This is a genomic window from Treponema parvum (assembly GCF_017893945.1).
Lineage (GTDB): Bacteria > Spirochaetota > Spirochaetia > Treponematales > Treponemataceae > Treponema_D > Treponema_D parvum_A.
In genome coordinates this window covers 1,632,354-1,653,380 of the sequence record NZ_CP054257.1, presented here as the reverse complement: position 1 = coordinate 1,653,380, position 21,027 = coordinate 1,632,354, and the positions used below count along the sequence as shown (strand labels likewise).

Here is a 21,027-nt window from a genome sequence, read left to right as displayed (position 1 = left end):
CCTGAGTTTTGCCCGGTTTTGACTTGCCTGCCGTATTGAGTGTATAATTTACTCAAGCTGTCACATAACAGGATGGAATTTTATGAAACAATTTTCTCCAAGAGCTCACCGTCTTATCGCTTCTCTTGCGCAAGACGAAGGGCGAAAGAGCGGAAGCGATTACCTTTATCCCGAACACGTGCTTTTGGCGCTGCTTAAAAGCGGTGACGGTTTGGGATTTATTCTTTTACAGACGCTTCACATAAATATTTTAACATATCAGCTTACCCTTGAGCAAAGTCTAACCGTGCGCACTCCTGTCAATTCTTTCGGCGATCTTCCCCTGTCGCGCAGGTTCAATAATATGCTCGACGTCGCTTCGGCCGAATCGGGTTCTCTTCGTAATGAGTATATAGGCACGGAACACATTGTCATCGCCGCTATCCGTGAGGATCTCAGCATTACGTCCCATTTTTTTCAAAAAGCGGGCGTAAATCTGGATGACGTTATAAATACTCTTCGCGATATTCAAGCCAGAATTCCCTCTTCGGGTTCTCCGAAGTCTGCAAAAAGTCTTGCCGCTTCAGTTTTTCAGAGTCTTATGGGGGAAGGGAATGCAAAACGGCCTGAAGTGATTTCTTCTTCTCCGACGCAGGGCAGATCTCAGTCTGCACAAAACGCTCAAAAATCGTTTTTGGCCGAATTCAGCCGCGATCTTACCGCAAACGCCGTAGAAGGAAAAACTGATCCTGTCGTAGGCCGCGACATTGAAATTCTCCGCGTCATACAGATTCTTTCGCGCCGTACGAAAAATAATCCCGTTTTGATCGGAGAGCCGGGCGTAGGTAAAACCGCGATCGTAGAAGGTCTTGCTCAGCGGATTGCTGAAGGAAGCGTCCCCAAAAACCTTTTAAAAAAACGGATATTGTCGCTGGATCTTGCTGCGATGATCGCCGGAACAAAGTACAGGGGCGAATTTGAAGAGCGCATGAAGCGCATGATGAAAGAGATAAACGATTCTAAAAACATCATACTTTTTGTGGACGAACTTCATACTATAATCGGGGCGGGCGGGCCGGAAGGCACGCTGGACGCTTCCAATATGATAAAGCCTGCCTTGAGCCGCGGAGAACTTCAGATAATCGGAGCGACAACTATAAAAGAATATCGCAAATATGTTGAAAAAGATTCCGCTCTTGAAAGAAGATTTCAGATCGTAAGAATCGAAGAGCCGTCCGACACCGATACGGCAAAAATTCTTGAAGGAATACGTAAAAAATATGAAGATTTTCACGGCGTAGTTTACGACGAAGGCGTGATTCCCGCCATTGTAAAATTCGCCCATCGTTATATACCTGAAAGGTTTTTGCCCGACAAGGCCATTGATATTTTGGACGAAGCCGGCGCGGCAAAAAAAATTCAGGAAGACGACAGGCCTTCCGAACTTGTGGAGCTTGAAAAAAATATAGAAGAGTTGGGCGAAGAAAAAAGACGCCTCGTAAGGGAACAGGATTATGAAAAGGCCGCCCTCATTCGCGACAAGGTAAAGGCTCTTAAAGAAAGACTGGAAATTTTCAGCCGTTACTGGCGGGAAAACGGACAAACTTTAAAACACATAACCGAACAGGATGTGTGTAAAATAATAAGCAATATGACCGGTATTCCCGCCGCTCAATTGGATAACAGCGAAGCCAGGCGTCTTTTGACTATGGAAAAAGAAATTCACAAGGAAGTGATAGGTCAAGACGAAGCCATCAATCTTATTTCGAGCGCGGTCCGAAGAAACCGTGCGGGCGTGTCTTCCGTAAAGCGTCCCATAGGCTCGTTTATATTTTTAGGGCCTACGGGCGTAGGAAAAACACAGCTAGCAAAGACGCTTGCGAAATTTCTGTTCGGAACCGACGATTCTCTCATACGGATTGATATGTCCGACTACATGGAAAAACATAACGCCAGTCGTCTTGTGGGCGCGCCTCCGGGTTACATCGGATATGACGAAGGCGGAATTTTAACCGAACAGGTTCGCCGCCGGCCTTACTCGGTTATTTTGCTTGATGAAATCGAAAAAGCTCATCCGGACATTTTCAATCTTTTGCTTCAACTTCTGGAAGAAGGGGAGTTAAGCGATAATCTCGGCCATACGGTGAATTTCAGGAACACCGTTATCATAATGACAAGCAACGCAGGCGCGCGCGAAATTACGGGAGAAAGCCATGTAGGTTTTTCCGCAAGCAAAGAAAAATTTATGCCGTATAATGAAATTCGCGCGGGAGCAATCGCCGAATTGAAAAAAATCATGAGTCCCGAACTTTTAAACCGCATAGACGACGTTGTGGTTTTTAACGCTTTAAATCGAGAACAGGTTTCATCGATACTGAACATACAGCTTTTGGAACTTGAAGAGCGCCTTGAAGAAAAAGGATTTTCGTTGGCTCTCAGCACAAAGGCTCGCTCTTATCTTGTAGACAACGGCTATGATCCTTCTATGGGGGCCCGTCCGATGCGCCGTCTCATACAAAGAGAAATAGAAGACGCTCTTTCGATAATCATCCTTTCAGGCGAAGGCGAAACGGGTGATACTGTCTTTGTGGATAAAGGCAAGGATTCCTTGACGGTAAAATTCCGCAAAAAAAGAAAGGCGAATCATCCGGCAACGGCCGAAAAACCCCTTATTGAAGCCGCACGGTGATTTACGATGCAAAGGTTAAATTTTTCAGATTTCGGTAAAAAACTTACCGAAAATTCCGGCATATTGCAGCTTATGGACGATCTTGGACAACCCTTACCGCCGGGGCCTTCCTTTCAGCTGGGCGGAGGAAATCCGGCCCGCATCCCCGAACTTGACGAAATGTATCGCAGCGAAATGGCAAAGATAATGGCTGCGGACGATTCGTTCGGTCAATTGATCGGGCGCTACGACGCTCCCGGCGGAAGAGTTTCTTTTTTGGACGATATTGCCCGCTGCCTTTCCGGAAAATACGGCTGGGATATCACTTCGGAAAATATCGCCGTAACGAACGGCAGCCAAACCGCAATGTTTTATCTTTTCAATCTGTTCGGCGGCACAAGTACCGAAAGCGGCGTTGCCGAAAAAAAGACTGTAGTGTTTCCCCTTGTTCCCGAATATATAGGTTACGCCGATCAGGGAATAGAAAAAGATATGTTCGTCGGGATTCCGGCCTTGTTTGAAATTTTCGACGACCATACTTTTAAATATTCAGTTGATTTTCTCGTACTTGAAAAATATCTTGCAGAACACGACAACGTCGGCGCCCTATGCGTAACCCGCCCTACAAACCCTACGGGAAACGTCCTAACCGACGATGAAATTCTTCATCTTTCAAAACTTGCCGTGCGCTACGACATTCCTTTGATAATAGACAACGCTTACGGGCTTCCGTGGCCCGACATTATTTTTACGGACAGCGCCGGCCCGTTTTTTTCGGAAAATGTCATCTTGTCCATGAGCATGTCAAAAATAGGACTGCCGTCGATGAGAACCGGCATTATTATCGCGCAAAAAGAGGTCGCAAAGGCTATTTCAAACATCAATGCCATCGTTTCTTTGACAACCGCAAGCGCGGGACAGGCGATCGCCTCAAGCCTCATAAGAAGCGGAAAACTTCTTGACTGCGCAAAAAACATAGTCCGCCCGTTTTATGAGAAAAGATCCAAAGACGCTCAAACGTGGATCCATAAGTATTTTTCAGGAACGAATTATGCCGTTCACAAAAGTGAAGGATCGATATTTTTGTGGCTATTGCTCTTCGACCTTAAAATAACTACAAAAGAATTATACTGTGAGCTTAAAAAGCGCGGAGTTATAGTCGTGCCCGGCGAATATTTTTTCTTCGGCGATGCGAGTGACGGTTCTTTTCCGCCGTTAAAAGATCATCCGCACTATGACAAGTGTCTCAGGCTTAACTATTCGCGCCCTGCAGAAGAAACGGAAGAAGGAATAAGAATAATTTCCGAAGTATACAGAAAATACTGTTGAAGCGGAAAACGAATGTGCCTGCTTGCCTGCTAACACTGTAATAGGGTAAAATTGCGATAATGGGGTTCAGTATGAATAAGGAATTTCTGCCGTATAATGTTGTTCGTAACAATGCTCTTAAAATTGCGCACCGTATATATCACGAAGGATTTATTCCCGATGTAATATACAGTTCGCTTCGCGGCGGAGCGTACATGGCAAACGTGATCAGCGAATATTTTAAAATCGTCCGAAAGGATTTCCATCCCGTATTGTATTCAGCCGTGGTGGCGCGCTCTTATTCCGACATTCGTCAGAACGACAAGGTTATGATTGACGGCTGGACGTACGAGCCCAATTATCTTAGGCACGGCGACAAAATCATGCTTGTGGACGATATTTTTGACACGGGCAGAACGATAAACGCCCTTGTGGAAATTCTATTGCAAAAGGGTATTCCGCGCTGCGATATAAAAGTTGTGGTTCACGATTATAAACATTTTACTTATAAAGAGAGGCAGCCGATCCAACCGGACTATTGGTGCAGACGCTTCGATATCCGAAAACCTGAAGAAGATCTTTGGATTCACTATCTGAGTCATGAGCTTGTGGGATTGTCAAAAGAAGAGCTTGAAGAGTATTATTATAAAGACGATCCGGATCTCCGCGGCATTCTTGAACCTATTCTAGGGTGAGTATGAAACTAAAAAGAATTACAGTTCTTTTTTCTCTTTTTTTATTTTGCTTTGCGGCCTTTGCGGAATTTTCAATAGTAAACCCCGTGCCCGGTACGTGGGCGAACAAACAGACGCTTTTGCTTGTTTTACCGGAAGGTGAAATCGCATATTATTCCGTAAACGGATCGGATCCTCTTGTTTCAGGTTTTGCCTATGACGATCCTGTTGTTATCGACGTTGCCGGCGACGTCGAAATCCGTATCGTTTCCATAGATGAAAACGGAAGGCGCACTCAAAAGAGCGTTTCATATACCGTTACGGAACACAGCCGAGAAGAAGATACCAAGTCTTTTTTTTACACGTTTTTGAACTCTCCCGTTTACGAATACGTTCCCGGTTCTAAGATCGCGATTCCCTCGTCTTTTAATTATGCAATAGGAGAAGAAGACGGCGAAGGTGCTGTGATTTATCTGCCTGCAAAAACACTTTCCCTTTCTTCCGATTGTTCCGTGTCGCGTTACGTTCCTTTGACGCTTACCGACGGAAATTCGTTTTGGCGCGGCATAATACATGTGTCTTCTGCATACGGTATAATCAATGAGCGCAGCGTTCCTTTTTCCGTTGAAAACTGGACGACGATTTCTTTTAACGACAAAACGCTTATCTACAGCATTGACGGCGGGTGGTGGCGCCCTGCGGGAGATCCTGTTGAAATAGACCGCTATGAAAGCCATACCATACGGTGGCAATCGGCGGCTTTTGAGGCGGGAAATCCGATTTATTCTTTTGAACTTCCGCCCAGAGCGGTTCTTGTTGAAGATCGGCGCGCGGACGGTTCCGTAGTTTATTCGGCAACTCAAAGCGGCACATATAAAATTTCAGTTTCCAGCCGAAATAAAGACAATCTCGGAGTAAAAAATACGCTTTCACCGGGACTTTTTTCCGAAATGTGCATAGATGTTTTTGAAGGAGATTCCGTTTCGGAAAAACTCACTTTTTCCTTGTATGCGGATAACGTTTATCAGGGCGACTTGTCAGTGCGGTATAGGATAGACCGCCGCCCGCCTGCGCCGCCCGCGCTTATACCGTCCGTTTCCGGTTTTTGGATCCGCGCGCCTCTCGATATAAACATCGTGAGCGAAAAAAAATCGCGCATTTATTGCGCAGTAAGTTCTCCTTTAGAACTTGAAAGCGATTTTTCAGCTCCGGTTCCTTCGAAGGATTTTTTTGATTCCGTCGCTCTTGAAAAATACACGGAATTTAAAGGAAACATTTTGCGGATCGCCGCGAATCCCGAACGGCCCGTGTATAATAAAATTTCCGTTTACGCTCAGGATGCGGCTGGAAACAAGAGCATTCCTTCGGAGTACAGCGCAGTTATAGACGTATGTAATTATTATTTCGATTCAGGTTCGAATCCGACTCTCGCGGACGGAACCAAAGAACGTCCCTTTACTTCTTTTGAACAGTTTGAATTTACACGATTTTTACCGCGTTTTATAAATCTTCATGTCCGCGGAAAGCTTGTAATGCCGTCCAAACGTATCGTTTTACCGGCCAACTGCAAAATTTCAGGCTCTGACGGAGCTTGTTTGGTGTTCGCGCCTGAAACATCCTTTGACCTTCGCGTTTCAAGCCTTGAAATTGAAAACTGCGCCATAACCAAAACTTCTACCGACCGTAAAGAAGCTAAATCGCTGTTCTCGCTTGAAAACGCAATTTTGTCTTTAGATAACTGTGAAATTGCGGCGCTTTTTGAAGACTCCGGTTCCGTCGTCCAGTCGGCGTCGTCGATTGTGCTTTTTAAAAACACTGGCCTTGTAAGTCAGGCAAGATCATATTCGTCATTAATTTCCGCGTCAGATACCCGCATAAGCGTTTTTAATTGCCGCGTTTCCGCTGTAGCTAAAACCGCAGTTGCCTTTTCATTGCACGGCGGACATTTTGAACTTCGCTCGTCGTCTTGTAAAACCGTAGGCTCTATGGGGCGCATAGCCGAATTGTTCGGCTGCGGCTGCCGCATGACGGATAATTCCTTTGCGGGAGAAATTTCTTTGTCGCGCACGTCTCAAGCCGTATGGACCGATCCTTCCGTCAAGATCTTCGAAGACTCAAACAATAAAACACAGGGTTTTTGATGGCGCAGATTATGTGCGGACTTGACGAAGCGGGCAGGGGACCCATCGCTGGCCCCGTGTGCGCAGGAGCCGTCATATTGCCGTCTGATTTTCCCGTTCAAACGCTGGACGATTCAAAAAAGCTGTCGGAAAAAAAACGCTTTGAGGCTGAAAAACTCATAAAAGAAAAATGCGTATGGGGCTTGGGAATTGTAGATCATGAAACGATCGATAAAATAAATATTTTACAGGCGAGTCTTTACGCTATGAGCCTTGCTTTTGAAATGCTTTTGATCAGGCTTCCCGCCTGGTGCGAAGTTTCAGGCTGTAAAATTGAGCCGGAAAATATTTTTGCCCTTGCCGACGGGACTTTTTGTCCCAAGATTTCATGCCCGTGCCGCGCCGAAGCCAAGGCTGACGGAAAATATCCTGCCGTCATGGCGGCGAGCATAATTGCTAAGACGGCGAGAGACCGTCTGATGATAGAATACGACAAACAGTTTCCGAAGTACATGTATTCGAAGCACAAGGGATATCCCACTTTGGAACATCGAAAAATATGCCGCGAACTGGGACCGTCGCCCATCCAGCGGCTCACGTTCAAGTATTAATATTAAGGAGGCTGCCCCAAAACTGAAGTTTTTGGGCAGCCCCTTTCCGTCGCTTTCGTTGTTCAATTAAATGGCGCGTTTTGAAAGCTAATAAAACTGTACGGAGGCGAGGTTCCGGCAGCGTGCCGCTTCGAGCGTTACGCTCACAGAATTATACCCTAAAAGCTCGACCGCGGCTAAGCGGACGGGTTCTCGCCGGAAGTGCATTTTTTATTATGTCTTAGTTTCAAAACGCAACGTTCAAGTATTAGCCGTTTTCAGGTTTTATTTTAGAAACTACGTGGATCACTCTTCCCGTACGTTTGATCCCGTCGTCTTTTTTCATTTCCGGAATTTCTTCACCCTTTCTGCGGTATACTTTCTTTTTTACCGTTCCTGTACCTTGATCGTATTTTTTATCGTTGGCGGCTTTTTTCTGAGCTCGCGCTTTCGCTCTTTCTTTTCGGTCCTTTTCTATAAACGAAAGCGATCTGTCAAGACCTTGTAAAAATTTTTGCAGATCTTCCGCAAAGACCGCTATCTGGTGCCGGTCAAAATCCGCACCGTCACGGCTTTTGCTTTCCACTATTTGCATAAAAACGTCGCCGGTTCTGTTTTCTTTTACATTAAAAAAATAAGAGCGATTTTCCAATATTACCTGCGTCGTAAAAAGTTCTCCGCGTATACCCATGATTTTTCCTTCCCTAATAATTTTACCGGGATTTTTATCGCAAATGATTCTAAGAATATGCAAAATCTCCGCAAAGCCGCGATGCTGTAAGGTTGCAAACTTTGCGGAGACTAGCCCTTTATCTTTTATTTTCCGAAATAATTCAGAGCGTTTTTAAACGAAATATCCTTTACCATTCTTGTAAGAATCTCTTCGTCGTTCGGGAATTCTCCGTTTTCAACCCAACGGCCAAGGATGTTGCAAAGAATTCTTCTGAAATATTCGTGGCGCGGATAGCTTAAAAAGCTCCGGCTGTCGGTAAGCATTCCCACGAACGAAGAGAGCATACCTAAGTTTCCCAGAACTTTAAGATGCTCGGTCATACCGTCGTAATGATCGCAGAACCACCATGCGCATCCGAGCTGTACTTTTCCTCTGACGGATTCTCCGTTTACGGTTCCTTGGAAACATCCCATTGCAGTTCCGAGCACATAATAATCTTTAGGATTGAGCGTATAAAGCACCGTTTTGGGCAGCCCGCCGTTTTCTTCTATGAGGTTAAGAAGCCCGCTCAATTTTTCCGCCATTCTGTTATCGTGAACCGCGTCAAATCCCGTGTCGGGGCCGAGAAGTTTAAACATTTTTTTATTCAAATCGCGGATAGCGTTCATGTGAAGCTGCATTACTACGTTCCGCTTTGCATACGCCAGGCCTAAAGCGAGCAGTACCTTTGTGCGATAGGCTTCCGCCATTTCAGGGCTTACGGGTTTTCCGGCCATAGCGGCTTTAAATGCCTTGTTTATTTCCGCATCGTCTTCAAGGCGGAACGGAGCAAATTCGAGTCCGTGGTCGCTCGCTTTGCAACCCGCTTCGACAAAAAAGTCCAGCCGCAATTCCAAAGCTTTTATCACATCGTCGGTATTTTTTATGTTTATTCCGGCAGCCTTTGCAAGTTTGGGAATATATTCCGCGAACGTCGGTTTGTCTATATTCAAGGCTTTGTCGGGCCTGAAGGACGGCCTTACCTTTGTTTCTATCTTGCCTATGGGAGCCGTTCCCGCCGCGATCGCTTTATGATATTCCAATGTGTCTGCAGGATCGTCCGTAGTTCCTACTGCATACACGTTGAATTTCTTTAGAATTCCTTTTACTGACATCTCGTCGCTTTGGAGCAGAGCGTTCGCCTTTTCCCATATTGTCGGCGCCGTCTTTGTAGTGAGCGGTTCATATATATTAAAATAACGCTGCAATTCAAGGTGCGTCCAATGGTACAAAGGATTGCCGGCGAGGTTTTCTATAGTTTGAGTCCACTTGATAAATTTTTCAAAAGGATCTGCGTTATCTCCGGTTATGACCGATTCGGGAACGCCGTAGGTGCGCATCTGGCGCCATTTATAGTGATCCCCGTATCCGTGGCTTCCAAGCCATATTTCACTCAAATTGGGAAATTTTTTATTTTCTGCAATTTCTTTAGGCGGAAGATGACAGTGAAAATCCCATATGGGGGCGTTTTCGGCCGCCTTGTACAATTTCTGCGCAGTTTTAGTTTCAAGCAGAAAATTTTTATCCATGAATTTTTTCATAACACGCTCCTGATATTTGATCATATTGCTTAACGGACTTAGGCCTTCAATTTAAGACCCAAGCCCATTATACCGCATAACGGAGAGTTTATGGAATTGAAAATACGGTCGAAATTAAACCAATATGTAATTTTAATCTACTTTCTGCGTCCGAACAGCCTCAGCAATGCTAGGAACATATTTATAAAGTCAAGATAAAGTTCCAGAGCTCCGATTATGGCCGCTTTTTTGAACATTTCGCTTCCGTCGGCTCTTCGTGAAACGGCGAGCATCTTCTGTGAATCGTAGGCGGTAAGCCCGGTAAACACTACGACCGTTACTACGGACACAAGCCAATCAAGCGTATTCGATCTGATAAAGATATTCAAAAGGGAAGCGATTATTATTCCTATAACGCCCATCATGAGGTAACGGCCTGCGGACATGAGATTGGACTTTGTTGTAAGACCGTAAAGGCTCATTATGCCGAACATAGCCGCGCACGTGATAAAAACGGACGCTACCGACGCGCCGGTATAATATAAGAGAATGCTTGAAAGCGTTATTCCATTTAAAACCGAGTATGTTATAAATCCTATAACTGCGGATTGCATGCTGATCTTTCTTATAGATGCGCTGAGCCACCAGACGAGCGCGATTTCACCCAACGCAAGAATCATAATAAAACCGTTTGAAAAAAGCAGTTTTACCATGGACGTGTTTGAGGCCGTAAAAAAAGCCGTCGCCGCGCTTACGACGAGCGCCAAGAACATCCAACCGTATACGCCGGTTAAAAATTTTTGTTTAGCCTGGGCATTCACCCTTTCAACTGAAACTCTCGTTTCTTCCATAGATCAAACCTCCGTGATCATAAAATATGACATTTTATAAAATAAAACACGAATTTGCCAAAAAGATACGCCTTCCGATATGGAATAAAGAACTGCAATCTTTTGCAAATCCTCCTTTTAATATACAATATAAACATAAAAACGGTAAGTGTGTTATAAATTAATTTTATTGACGTCTGCGCCGCGATAAACGCTTGCTCTGCGGAATTTTTGATGCGCGGCCTATGCCGCCGGAAGGAGATGAGAGTGTGAATAAAGATGATTTATATCAATCAAGAATAGACAAGGTTCTTGAAGGAATGAAAAAAATGAAGCTTGACGGTCTTATTGTAAGCGACCCCAAAAGTATACGGTATTTGACAGGAATATATAACGAGCCGTATGAACGATTGTTCGTCTTATATCTTTCGGCGGATAAAAATCACGTTTTTTTCTTGAACAAACTTTTTAACGTAGATCAAAAAAAGATCAGGGAAGTTTGGACATGCGACACCGACGATGTAATGAAAATCATGGCTTCGAATATCGCAAAAAACGGCCTTATAGGAGTGGATAAGGTTTGGCCCGCGCGTTTTTTAATTCCTCTTTGTGAACTTACTCCCGATGCAAAATTCTTACTAGGCTCGGATTGCGTTGACGACGCGCGCGCTTGCAAGGACGCCGAAGAGCAGAGGATTATGAAAGAGGCTTCCCGTATCAACGATGTATGCATCGAAAGAGGAGCAGCCTTCGTGAGAGAAGGAGTTACCGAAAAGGAAGTCGCCGAATATATAGAAGCCCAGTTTAAGGCCGAAGGGGCTTCCGGAACTTCATTTTCAACGATAGTTTCTTTCGGCAAAAATGCCGCGGATCCTCACCACGAACCCGACGATACTGTTGTAAAGGAAGGAGACTGCGTCCTCATCGACATGGGATGCGTAAAAGACGGTTATTGCTCGGATATGACGCGTACATTCTTTTATAAAACTGCGCCGGATAAGTTTACTAAAATACACGATCTGGTACGCGAAGCCAACGAAAAAGCCGAAGCTATCATACGTCCCGGAGTTTTGCTTTGCGATATTGACGCTGCTGCGCGCGATCATATTGCGAAAGCCGGATATGCAAATTATTTTACGCACCGTCTGGGACATTTCATCGGACAGACGGATCACGAACAGGGCGACGTCAGTTCTTCCAATAAGAACCCCGTAAAACCCGGCATGATATTTTCGATAGAACCCGGCGTTTATCTTCCTGGAGAATTCGGAGTGCGCATTGAAGATTTAGTGCTCGTCACCGATACGGGCTGTGAAGTTCTAAACAAAGTCGATAAAAAATGGAAGATCCTTTGCAAAAGGTAAATAAACTATGAATAAAAACGAATTGAACCGCTTTGCCGTAAGAGAATGGGAAAAAGAGCAGGAGCCGTTTCAAATGGCGCCCCACGTTTACTATGTGGGAACAAAATACGTCGGCAGTTACCTGATAGACACCGGAGACGGTTTGATATTGATCGATCAGGGATTCGCCGAAACTGTGTATCTGATTTTTGAAAGCATAAGAAAACTTAACTACACGCCTTACGACATAAAATATCTTTTCGTAAGTCATGGACATTTCGATCACTGCGGCGGAACAAGATTGATCCGGGAATACACAAAAGCAAAAGTGTTTATGTCCGAACAGGATTTTAAGATAAAAAAAGAACACCCTGAATGGGTAAGTCTGGGCTCTGAAAATTGGATAGATTTCGACGCCGATCATTTTTATGATGAAAAAAAGCCCGTAACGCTCGGCGATATGTCGATTACTACATTGCTCACGCCCGGCCATACGCCCGGAACTACTTCGTTCGTTTTTACAGACCGCGACGCTTCCGGAAAAGAATATCTATGCGCCATGCACGGCGGCGTCGGGCTTAACACTCTTATGCCGGAATTCTATGCCGAATATCCCGGCTGGCCTACGGATCTTATCCGAAAATTTATCGATTCTATGGACAAGATGCTAAAAATAAAGGCGGACATACCTTTGCCGTCACATCCCATACAAATTCCTGTTCTGGATAAGGCCGGAACCTATGTCGAAGGCGATAAAAATCCGTTTATCAATCCTAAAGGCTGGACTGAAATGCTTACGGCCAGGAAGGAAAAGGCTCTTTCGCTCATGGGATCAGGTTCGAAAAACTGATTCTATGTTTTTTTAAGCGGCTGCAAAGGTTATTTGAGGAGCGAAAAAACTAAAACATGGCAGATCTTATAGATTACGTTCGCTGGCGCGGCGATTTGACAATTTCCGTTTCTCCGTTTAATGAAGTTGACGCACTCGTATTAAGTCAGCTTGTCTACCTTGATTATACGGAAATCGTTTCCTCCGGATTTTCCAAGAAAATTTCTGTTTCCCGTCTTGCCGAAGATTTTAAAAAGTCGCCCGATTATAATATACGCTCGAACACCGGGCAGTTTATAAACCCTAAAACGGCGGCCCTGCTTGAAGCCTGCGGGGCTTCGCTCCGTTTCGGAAATATGGAAGTCTGCGGGTTTATAAATAAGATCGATTTGGAAAACGAAGAGCAGTTTTCAGCTTTTACGGTGCTCTTGAATAGGAAGACCGCCTTAGCGGTTTTTAGAGGGACGGACGACACCATTGTAGGCTGGAAAGAAGACTTTAATATGGGATTTAAGGACGTGATACCGTCGCAGCTGGACGCCGCCGTTTACATAGAAAAAATTTTCAAAAAAGGCGGAATCAGGTCTTGCGGTAAACTCTATCTTTCCGGGCATTCCAAGGGCGGTAATCTGGCAATGTATGCGGCGTCCTTCGTGCCGCAAAAGATTAAAAATAAGATAAAAAACGTTTACATATTCGACGCGCCGGGCTTAAATGAAAAACTTGCGGCAAGCGGTGAATTTTTTTCGATAAAAGATATTTTGCGGTCTTTTTATCCTCAGTTTTCGATCATAGGAATGTTGTTCAACCATCCTGAAGATTATACCATCGTAGAAAGCGGCCAGGCGGGAATAATGCAGCATGATCCTTTTTCATGGCACATGGAGCGGAATAATTTTATAAAAGCGCCCGATTTTGAAAATTTCAGCAAGTATGTGCAAAAAACCTTGAACACGTGGTTTTTAGGCCTTTCTCTTGAACGCCGTGAAAAATTTGTGGAAACGATATTTAAAGTTTTGCGTGCGGCTGAAGCCCGTACGAATACGGAATTTTATGAGAATTGGCTTAAAAATTCTGCACTCATCATAAAAGCTCTTGCCGGATTGGACGCTGAATCCCGCAAAGAAACCGTAGAGATAATACGGCTCTTGTTTAAAACTGCGGCCTCTGAAATGCCGGATATATTAAAACCGCTGAAAAAATAAGCGGTGTACGATCCTTGCCGCGTTTGCGCACAGATAATAAGCGCGCAGAAAACTCATTCTCCGCCGTCAAAAATTTGTTTACAACCTAACCTACCGGTGATATCCTTTATATAAAGTAGGAGGTTTAAATATATGATAACTTTTTTACTGTGCATCGCTATGTTGGTAGTGGGTTACATCATCTATGGCAGAGTAGTTGAAAGATTCTTTGTCCCGTCGAATGAGCCTACGCCTGCGATCGCCAATCCTGACGGTATTGATTATGTTCCTATGTCAAACGCGAAGGCGTTTCTTGTGCAGCTTTTAAATATTGCAGGACTCGGCCCCATTTTCGGTGCGATTTCAGGCGCATTGTGGGGACCGAGTGTTTACTTATGGATAGTGTTCGGTACAATCCTTGCCGGAGGCGTTCACGACTATATGTCGGGCATGCTGTCCGTCCGTAACGACGGATCAAGTATAACCGAAGTTACCGGAAAGTACATGGGTACGATAATGCAATCGATTATGCGCGTTTTCGGCCTTGTTCTTTTGGTTTTAGTAGGCGTAGTATTTATGGTAGGGCCGGCAGGTTTGCTTGCCAAACTCACGGCAAATGTTTCTTTTTTAAATATTCAAGTGTGGACGCTTATAATCCTTGTATATTACTTTCTCGCAACGCTGCTTCCCATCGATAAAATCATAGGACGTTTTTATCCCATATTCGGAATATGTCTTATTCTCATGGCTATAGGAATCGCCGTTTCCACGATGATCCACTCCGGCGAGCGTCCGATGATGGAATTGACACTTGTTAATCTTTATCCTGCAACCGGCAAGCGACCCATCTGGCCGCTCATGTTTATAACGGTAGCCTGCGGCGCAATATCGGGCTTTCACGCTACACAGTCGCCGGTAATCGCCCGTACGATAAAGAATGAAAAAGACGGACGCAAAATATTTTACGGCGCTATGGTAGCCGAAGGCGTTATAGCCATGATATGGGCCGCCGCCGCGATCGCCTTTTATTACGATCCTTCAAAAGCCGCATCGGGAATGGGACTGGAAGCTCTCCTTAAAGTAAAGGGCGGAAATTCAACTTCGGTTTATGAAATGTGCAAAGCCCTTCTTCCGGGAGTGGGAACGGTCATCGCCATGCTGGGCGTTATAGCCTGTCCTATCACTTCCGGCGACACGGCGTTCAGAAGCGCGCGAATGATAATCTTTGACTGGTTCAAACTCGATGAAAAAAAGCTGAAGACTCGTTTGTCGGTTGCAATACCCCTGCTGCTTGTCGGTTATATAATTTCCAAGATAAATTACGGCGTGGTCTGGAGATATTTTTCATGGTCGAATCAAACTTTGGCTATGATAGTTCTGTGGTGCGGCGCTACGTACTTTGTTACAAACTATCCCAACAAGAATGTGTGCTGGATCTGCGCAATTCCCGCAACCTTTATGTCTGCAGTAAGCGTTACATATCTTATGTACGCTCCGGAATGTTTTAATCTGATCAAGCAGGGACATACCGGAATCGTAATTTCCTATGCGGTCGGTATAATCGTGGCTCTAGCTTTCCTTGTGATATTTATCGTCCGCGCATACTTGTCGCCTGAAAAATGCGTTGAATACCAAAAGTCCGTAAAGCTTGGCCGGGAAAAATAGTATTGTGATAAGGCTTATAGAGTTTCAGCTATTCGATTGAAAAGCGTATCCGAAAGGGTTGAACCTGATTGCGTAACTATGGCCGACGCAAACACGTTCGCCCTTTCTACGGAATCAAAGAGCGACAGTCCCTGTTTAAGTCCTGCGATCATTGCGCCGCAATGACAGTCTCCGGCACCTGTCGTGTCGACTGCGTTTACCTTATTCCGGCATGGAATTTGTACGGCCTTCTTCAGCGCTTTGTCGTAACAAAAGGCTCCCTCTTTTCCTTGGGTGATCACAACGGAGTTATGTGTAAAAGAAAAGAGCGTCTCGGCGGCTGTATGAACGGATTTTGTTTTGGTAAAAGACAGGGCTTCCTCGTCATTTAAATGAAGAACGGGCTCCAAGTTAAAAATATTTGAAAGCAGTCTTTTATCTATACTGTTTATGCGAGGCCCCGGAGCGAAGAACAAACTTATGTTCGAATGTGTTTTGTTTTGATCTTTTAACGTTTTTTCAAGAAATGAAACTATTTTTTTTCCGTCTATGTCTTCTATTTCAAGTCCGCAAAAATATATTCCGTCTACGTTTACAAAATCGACGTTAAAAAACCATGACGGGTCAAATCTGTATTCGGCTCCATGCTTGCTTAAAAATGTTCGTCGGCCGTTTTTTTCAATTATGCAGTAGCAGCAACCGTTTTCTATTTCCGGCGTACGGACAAAGACCGGGATTTCAAGCTCTTTGAATTTTTGCTCGATAAAGTTTCCGTATATTCCGCTTCCTACGGGCGAACACAGCTTGTAAGGCAGCTTGAATTGGCGCAAAACCGTGGAAGCGTTAAAGGCGCAGCCGCCTACGGACATGCTCTGTTCGATTATGTTTTCATCCTGTCCCGGAGCCGGCAAGTTCTTTATGTTCAATATAATGTCGACACAGGTTGAACCTATAAAAAGCGTTTGCTTCATGCAAGAAAGTATAAGGAATCCTATCGACGTCTGTCAACTTATGCGTATCGATTAATATTAGAAGCCGCCGGTTTTTGAGTTCTCGCTGTTTTCAGAAAGCCACTTAATCAAATTTTTATGGATAATTCCGTTTTGCGAAAAATCGAACTTATCCAGCGACAGAACATATTTTGGATAATTATCCTTAACACTGTCGTAAGCTCCGAATTCGCGTGCGATTGTTTTATCGTTGGCAAGTAGGTAACAAACTTGGAAATATTTTTTTTCATTCCCTTTTTGTGCTATAAAATCAATTTCAGTATTTTTTAGAATGCCGACATGAACTTCATACCCGCGATTTAACAGTTCGTTATAAACTATGTTTTCTAAGCTGGCGCCAACATCTATTTTAGTGGAATGAATTCTGGCTAAGCTGACATCTGCAAGATAATATTTTTCAAAAGTGGATAAAATCCTTTTACCATGAATATCATAGCGTGAAACTTTATTCACAATACACGAATTGGTAATGAACGAAAGATAATTATACAGCGATTCTTTAGAGCAATCTCTTTTTTCTGCTTTAAGAAAATTCACAATTGATGTTCCCGAAAAAATCTGAGACATATTTATGGAAAGATAATCGATGATCTTATTCAACAAGGCTACGTTTTGGATTTTATAACGGGAAACTACGTCTTTTAATACAATGGAATCATACAAATCGGAAAGAAAAACTCTTATATCCTCATCATTCTTTATTGAAAAACGCTGCGGCATTCCTCCCCAACGAATATAGTCCATAAGCACTTCGTCATTTGCTTCGTGAATTCCTTGAATCTCAAGCGCTTCGGCAAAACTGAATGGAAGAATTTTAAAAGAAACATAGCGACCGGAAAGCAATGTCGCCAGTTCTCCTGATAAAAGTTTTGTGTTAGAGCCGGTGATAAAAATACTTGTATTTAGAAGCCTGAAAGAGTTAATCGCTTTTTCAAAATTTGCGACATTCTGTATCTCATCAAAAAACAAATAATATTTTTGATCATCATTAATAAGATTTTTTACGTATTTATAAAGATCCAGTTCATCTTTTAACGCATTAAATTGTAAATCTTCAAAGTTGATAAAAATTTTATGAGCCTCGTCGGCATCAATTTCGTTTACGATCTGCCTTAGGATTACAGATTTACCGCATCGGCGAATACCGATAAGCGCTTTGACGAGTTCATTTTCATAAAAAGGTCTTATTTTTTTTAACCAATTTTCCCTTATTATCATAATGATATAATAGACTTAAAATTAAAATAATGCAACTTATAAGGTTGAAACGTACTAAAAGCATATAGAAACAGCGTTTCCGGAAATCGAAATTTTCGCGCATACTGCTTGTATTTATCAGATGACGCCGAGCAACTTCCATCAAAGAACCGATAGGACAGCCTGTGCAAAAACAGCGGCTTTTTAAGCGGATAGTTCCCTTTTTAGAACCATTTTTTTTCTTAAAAAACATTGACAGGTGATAAAAACGAATTTATACTTTGTATAAGGTTCTTAAAAAGAACCATTTTGTAAAAGCTGATTTTCAGGAGGATTTTATGAAAAAGAGACTCTTATCGGTGCTCTGCCTTACTTTAGTTCTTGGTATGGCTTTTGCTGCCGGAGGAAAAGAGACAGGCAAGACGGAACTTACGCTTTGGCACAGTTTTAGCGGCAACGCGGCAAAAGCGTTACAGATGATCGTAGACCAATTTAATACATCTCAAGATCGCATCCATGTGGACGCACAATACCAAGGGTCGTATGAAGAATCTCTTAACAAATTAAAAGCGTCCATGCGCACAAATTCCGGCCCGGATATGGTACAAATTTATGAAGCCGGCACGCGATTTATGGTAGACAGCGGATTTGTTCTGCCCATGCAGAATATCATCAGCAAATATAAAATTGATATATCAAATTTGGAAGAAAATATTTTGGCGTATTATACGATAAATAATAAGCTGTATTCGATACCCATGAATACATCCGTTCCTATCTGTTACTATAATAAAACAATCCTATCACAATTAGGATATGAAGACGGTCCGAAATCTTGGGATGACATCATCACAATTTCACAAATGGTACAGCAAAAAAATATGTCGAAATGGGGAATTGCACTCTCAACGAATATGTGGTGGTTTGAATTAATGTTACTTCAGCAAGGTGTAAATTTAGTAGACCAAAATAACGGGCGAAGCGGGGCCGCAACCCGTACTGTGTTTGCAAAAGATAATTTATCTTATCAAATCGCGGAAAAGTGGCTGTATTTGTATAAAAACAACTACGCTTCGAACACCGGATTTTCATCTTCGGATTGTCGTACCGTATTCTTTTCCGGAATGGCTCCGATTATTCTGGATTCTTCCAGTTCATTGCGGGATTATATCGATGTAACAAGCGGTAAGTTTGAACTGGCCGTATGCGCTTTGCCTACATTGAACAAAGGAGCTGCAAACGGAGGAGTGACGCTGGGAGGCGCTTCTTTATACGTAATCGATAATAATAAATATACGGATAAAAAACTGGACGCAATTGCCGAATTTATTAAATACTTGATTTCCGCCGACGCACAATCAATATTATGTTTAAATACCGGTTATTATTCGGTAACTAAAACCGTGTATGACTTGGATTCCGTTAAAAAGAATTTGCAAAAATATCCTCAATATGTGACGGTGCGAGATATAATGAGAGAATCTAAAAGCATGGGAAAGGGTGCAATTTACGGTGTTTTCACGGAGGGGCGATCAACATATAAAAACTATTTTGAAGAAATGTTATTAGGTGAAATTACCCCGAAAGAATGTATCGATAAATCCGCACACGATATTGATATACTTATATCCGAATATAACGCGGCAAACAAATAGGTAAAAAGTTTATTCTATAAAGAAGGGAAAGCTGTATGGAGCGTAACAAAAAGCGTTGTCGGGGGCAAATATTGCAAAGGCTGGAGCCTTATACATATCTTTTGCCTGTATCGATAATCTTCGGCATATTTATATATTACCCCTTGGTACGAACAATCAGAATGAGCGTTTCTGTTGTAAATTCTATGGGAAAGGTTGTGTCGTTCTGCGGATTAAAGAATTTCATAAATTTATTTTCCGCAGGTGCGTTTTGGAACAGCCTTTTTTTAACAATAAGATTTACTGTGATGATTGTTCCTGCACAGATAATTACGGGAGTATTTTTAGGCTTACTGGCAACAGACCCCAAAAGAAAAACCGATATGGTACGCACCATATTCGCTTTCCCGATGGCGGTTTCATCCGCCTGCGCATCGATTATTTGGTTATTGCTCTTTAATCCTACCACAGGGCTGGTCAATTGGGTTTTGGGAAAAAGCATAGATTGGCTCGCTAACGGAAACTTAGCATTGCTTATGGTAACAGTTGCGACTTGGTGGCTGACAATGGGAATGAATTTCATTTACGCTTATTCAGGTCTTCAAGCTATTCCAGCCAGCCTATATGAATATTCATGCGTCGAAGGCGCAAATTACTTTCAGACCCTTTGGTATATCACATTGCCCAGTATGTCCCCTACGTTGTTTTTCTTGTTAATAGTTAACACGATCGGAGCCTTCCAAACATTTACACAGGTAAAACTGATGACACTGGGCGGCCCTGCAAACAAAACCTCCGTCTTGTCGTATTCTATCTACAAAGAAGCATTTTTAAACAACCGCTGGGGATATGCTTCGGCACAATCCATTGTTTTTCTGATTATTCTATTAATAATTTCCATTATTCAATTTCGTACAGAGAAAAAAGGAGTGTTTTACCAATGAAATCTGTTTTTCGATTGGAACGGTTGGTTGTACTTGCACTAAAGACTTTTATGATACTTATTATTTTATGTCCTCTTCTTTATGCAATGAATGTAAGTTTTATGACCACACCGGAAATTTTTAAAAGACCTCCGACGTTGATTCCCTCCAGTTTTTTATTAACAAGCTATCGGCAAGCGCTTAAAACGGCGCCTTTATTCCGATATTTATTTAACAGTTTCGTTATGGCTTCTTCGGTAATGATCGGACAGATTATTCTGGCGAGTATGGCCGCTTTTTCTTTCTCTCATTTTAAATTTAAAACCAAACAAATCATCTTTATGGCATTCCTGGCAACCATGATGATTCCGGCGGAATCTTTAGTTATCAGCAATTATTTGACAATCGGCGATATGAGACTGTATGACACATATCTGGCCATGATACTGCCTAATCTTGCTTCGGCAATGTCAATTTTCTTTATGCGGCAAGCCTTTATGCAAATACCTACGGCATTGTATGAAGCGGCCAGAATTGAAGGGTGCAGTAATTTCAGATATTTATTTACAATGCTTCTGCCTATGTCTAAAGGCTCTATCGGAGCAATCTGTATTTACACATTTATAAAAGCGTGGAATGCTTACCTATGGCCGCTTTTGGTGACAAATAAAACCAATATGAGGACAGTACAGATAGGCGTGGGAATGCTTTACGATAGAGAAGCCGCGTCATATAATATGATTATGGCAGGTATCGTTATTGTACTTATTCCTTCAATAATAGTTTTTATCGTCGGACAAAGGCAAATTCTTTCCGGCTCGCTATCGGGAGCTATAAAGGGATAAAAATATTAAAACTTTTT

The 21,027-nt window shown here is 43.1% G+C and carries 17 protein-coding genes; 12 read left to right on the top strand and 5 right to left on the bottom strand.

The features are described from left to right. The first annotated feature begins 82 nt into the window (after positions 1–82). From HRI96_RS07355 to HRI96_RS07335, 5 genes are all read left to right on the top strand, one after another. Positions 83–2,668 (top strand): ATP-dependent Clp protease ATP-binding subunit, encoded by a 2,586-nt coding sequence (locus tag HRI96_RS07355; protein ID WP_210116743.1) that lies wholly within the window; start codon positions 83–85, stop codon positions 2,666–2,668. A 6-nt stretch (positions 2,669–2,674) separates the two neighbouring features. Then, positions 2,675–3,976: a valine--pyruvate transaminase gene (locus HRI96_RS07350; protein WP_210116742.1), complete on the top strand. Its 1,302-nt coding sequence runs from the start codon at positions 2,675–2,677 to the stop codon at positions 3,974–3,976. Between the two features lie 71 nt (positions 3,977–4,047). Continuing rightward, the gene (locus HRI96_RS07345; RefSeq protein ID WP_210118654.1) at positions 4,048–4,650 is read left to right on the top strand and encodes a phosphoribosyltransferase; all 603 of its coding nucleotides are present in this window, start codon (positions 4,048–4,050) and stop codon (positions 4,648–4,650) included. Positions 4,651–4,652: 2 nt separating this feature from the next. Further along, positions 4,653–6,770 (top strand): chitobiase/beta-hexosaminidase C-terminal domain-containing protein, encoded by a 2,118-nt coding sequence (locus HRI96_RS07340; RefSeq protein ID WP_210116741.1) that lies wholly within the window; start codon positions 4,653–4,655, stop codon positions 6,768–6,770. Continuing rightward, positions 6,770–7,360 carry a ribonuclease HII gene (locus HRI96_RS07335; protein ID WP_210116740.1) on the top strand — a complete coding sequence of 197 codons (591 nt, stop codon included), beginning with the start codon at positions 6,770–6,772 and terminating at the stop codon, positions 7,358–7,360. Before HRI96_RS07340 ends, HRI96_RS07335 begins: the two co-directional genes overlap by 1 nt. A 247-nt stretch (positions 7,361–7,607) precedes the next feature. On the opposite strand, the gene HRI96_RS07330 is transcribed toward HRI96_RS07335, so the two are convergent. From HRI96_RS07330 to HRI96_RS07320, 3 genes are all read right to left on the bottom strand, one after another. Further along, positions 7,608–8,030, bottom strand: a complete 423-nt coding sequence (locus HRI96_RS07330; RefSeq protein ID WP_210116739.1) for a DUF3276 family protein — start codon at positions 8,028–8,030, stop codon at positions 7,608–7,610. 125 nt (positions 8,031–8,155) lie between these two features. Then, on the bottom strand, positions 8,156–9,592 hold the full coding sequence (gene uxaC, locus HRI96_RS07325) for a glucuronate isomerase (RefSeq protein ID WP_210116738.1): 1,437 nt from the start codon (positions 9,590–9,592) through the stop codon (positions 8,156–8,158). A 137-nt stretch (positions 9,593–9,729) separates the two neighbouring features. After that, a complete protein-coding gene (locus tag HRI96_RS07320) occupies positions 9,730–10,422 on the bottom strand; it encodes a Bax inhibitor-1/YccA family protein (RefSeq protein ID WP_210116737.1) in 693 nt (230 codons plus the stop codon). A 248-nt stretch (positions 10,423–10,670) separates the two neighbouring features. Here HRI96_RS07320 and HRI96_RS07315 point away from each other — a divergent pair, with 248 nt between their 5' ends. The 4 genes from HRI96_RS07315 to HRI96_RS07300 all read left to right on the top strand — a co-directional run bounded on the left by HRI96_RS07315 (position 10,671) and on the right by HRI96_RS07300 (position 15,422). Then, the gene (locus HRI96_RS07315) at positions 10,671–11,765 is read left to right on the top strand and encodes a M24 family metallopeptidase (protein WP_210116736.1); all 1,095 of its coding nucleotides are present in this window, start codon (positions 10,671–10,673) and stop codon (positions 11,763–11,765) included. 7 nt (positions 11,766–11,772) lie between these two features. Further along, entirely contained in the window at positions 11,773–12,594 is an 822-nt protein-coding gene (locus HRI96_RS07310; protein ID WP_210116735.1) for an MBL fold metallo-hydrolase, read from the top strand. Between the two features lie 56 nt (positions 12,595–12,650). Further along, positions 12,651–13,778 (top strand): Mbeg1-like protein, encoded by a 1,128-nt coding sequence (locus HRI96_RS07305; protein WP_210116734.1) that lies wholly within the window; start codon positions 12,651–12,653, stop codon positions 13,776–13,778. Positions 13,779–13,910: 132 nt separating this feature from the next. Further along, entirely contained in the window at positions 13,911–15,422 is a 1,512-nt protein-coding gene (locus HRI96_RS07300) for a carbon starvation CstA family protein (protein WP_210116733.1), read from the top strand. A 14-nt stretch (positions 15,423–15,436) separates the two neighbouring features. On the opposite strand, the gene HRI96_RS07295 is transcribed toward HRI96_RS07300, so the two are convergent. After that, positions 15,437–16,372, bottom strand: a complete 936-nt coding sequence (locus tag HRI96_RS07295) for a PfkB family carbohydrate kinase (RefSeq protein WP_210116732.1) — start codon at positions 16,370–16,372, stop codon at positions 15,437–15,439. A 57-nt stretch (positions 16,373–16,429) separates the two neighbouring features. Further along, on the bottom strand, positions 16,430–17,629 hold the full coding sequence (locus HRI96_RS07290; RefSeq protein WP_210116731.1) for an ATP-binding protein: 1,200 nt from the start codon (positions 17,627–17,629) through the stop codon (positions 16,430–16,432). Positions 17,630–17,946: 317 nt separating this feature from the next. On the opposite strand from HRI96_RS07290, the gene HRI96_RS07285 reads away from it, so the two are divergent. The 3 genes from HRI96_RS07285 (at position 17,947) to HRI96_RS07275 (ending at position 21,010) form a co-directional block, all read left to right on the top strand. Next, entirely contained in the window at positions 17,947–19,263 is a 1,317-nt protein-coding gene (locus HRI96_RS07285; RefSeq protein WP_210116730.1) for an ABC transporter substrate-binding protein, read from the top strand. 185 nt (positions 19,264–19,448) lie between these two features. Next, positions 19,449–20,186 carry a carbohydrate ABC transporter permease gene (locus HRI96_RS07280; protein WP_210116729.1) on the top strand — a complete coding sequence of 246 codons (738 nt, stop codon included), beginning with the start codon at positions 19,449–19,451 and terminating at the stop codon, positions 20,184–20,186. A gap of 224 nt (positions 20,187–20,410) precedes the next feature. Next, positions 20,411–21,010 (top strand): carbohydrate ABC transporter permease, encoded by a 600-nt coding sequence (locus HRI96_RS07275; RefSeq protein ID WP_210116728.1) that lies wholly within the window; start codon positions 20,411–20,413, stop codon positions 21,008–21,010. Positions 21,011–21,027: the final 17 nt, after the last annotated feature.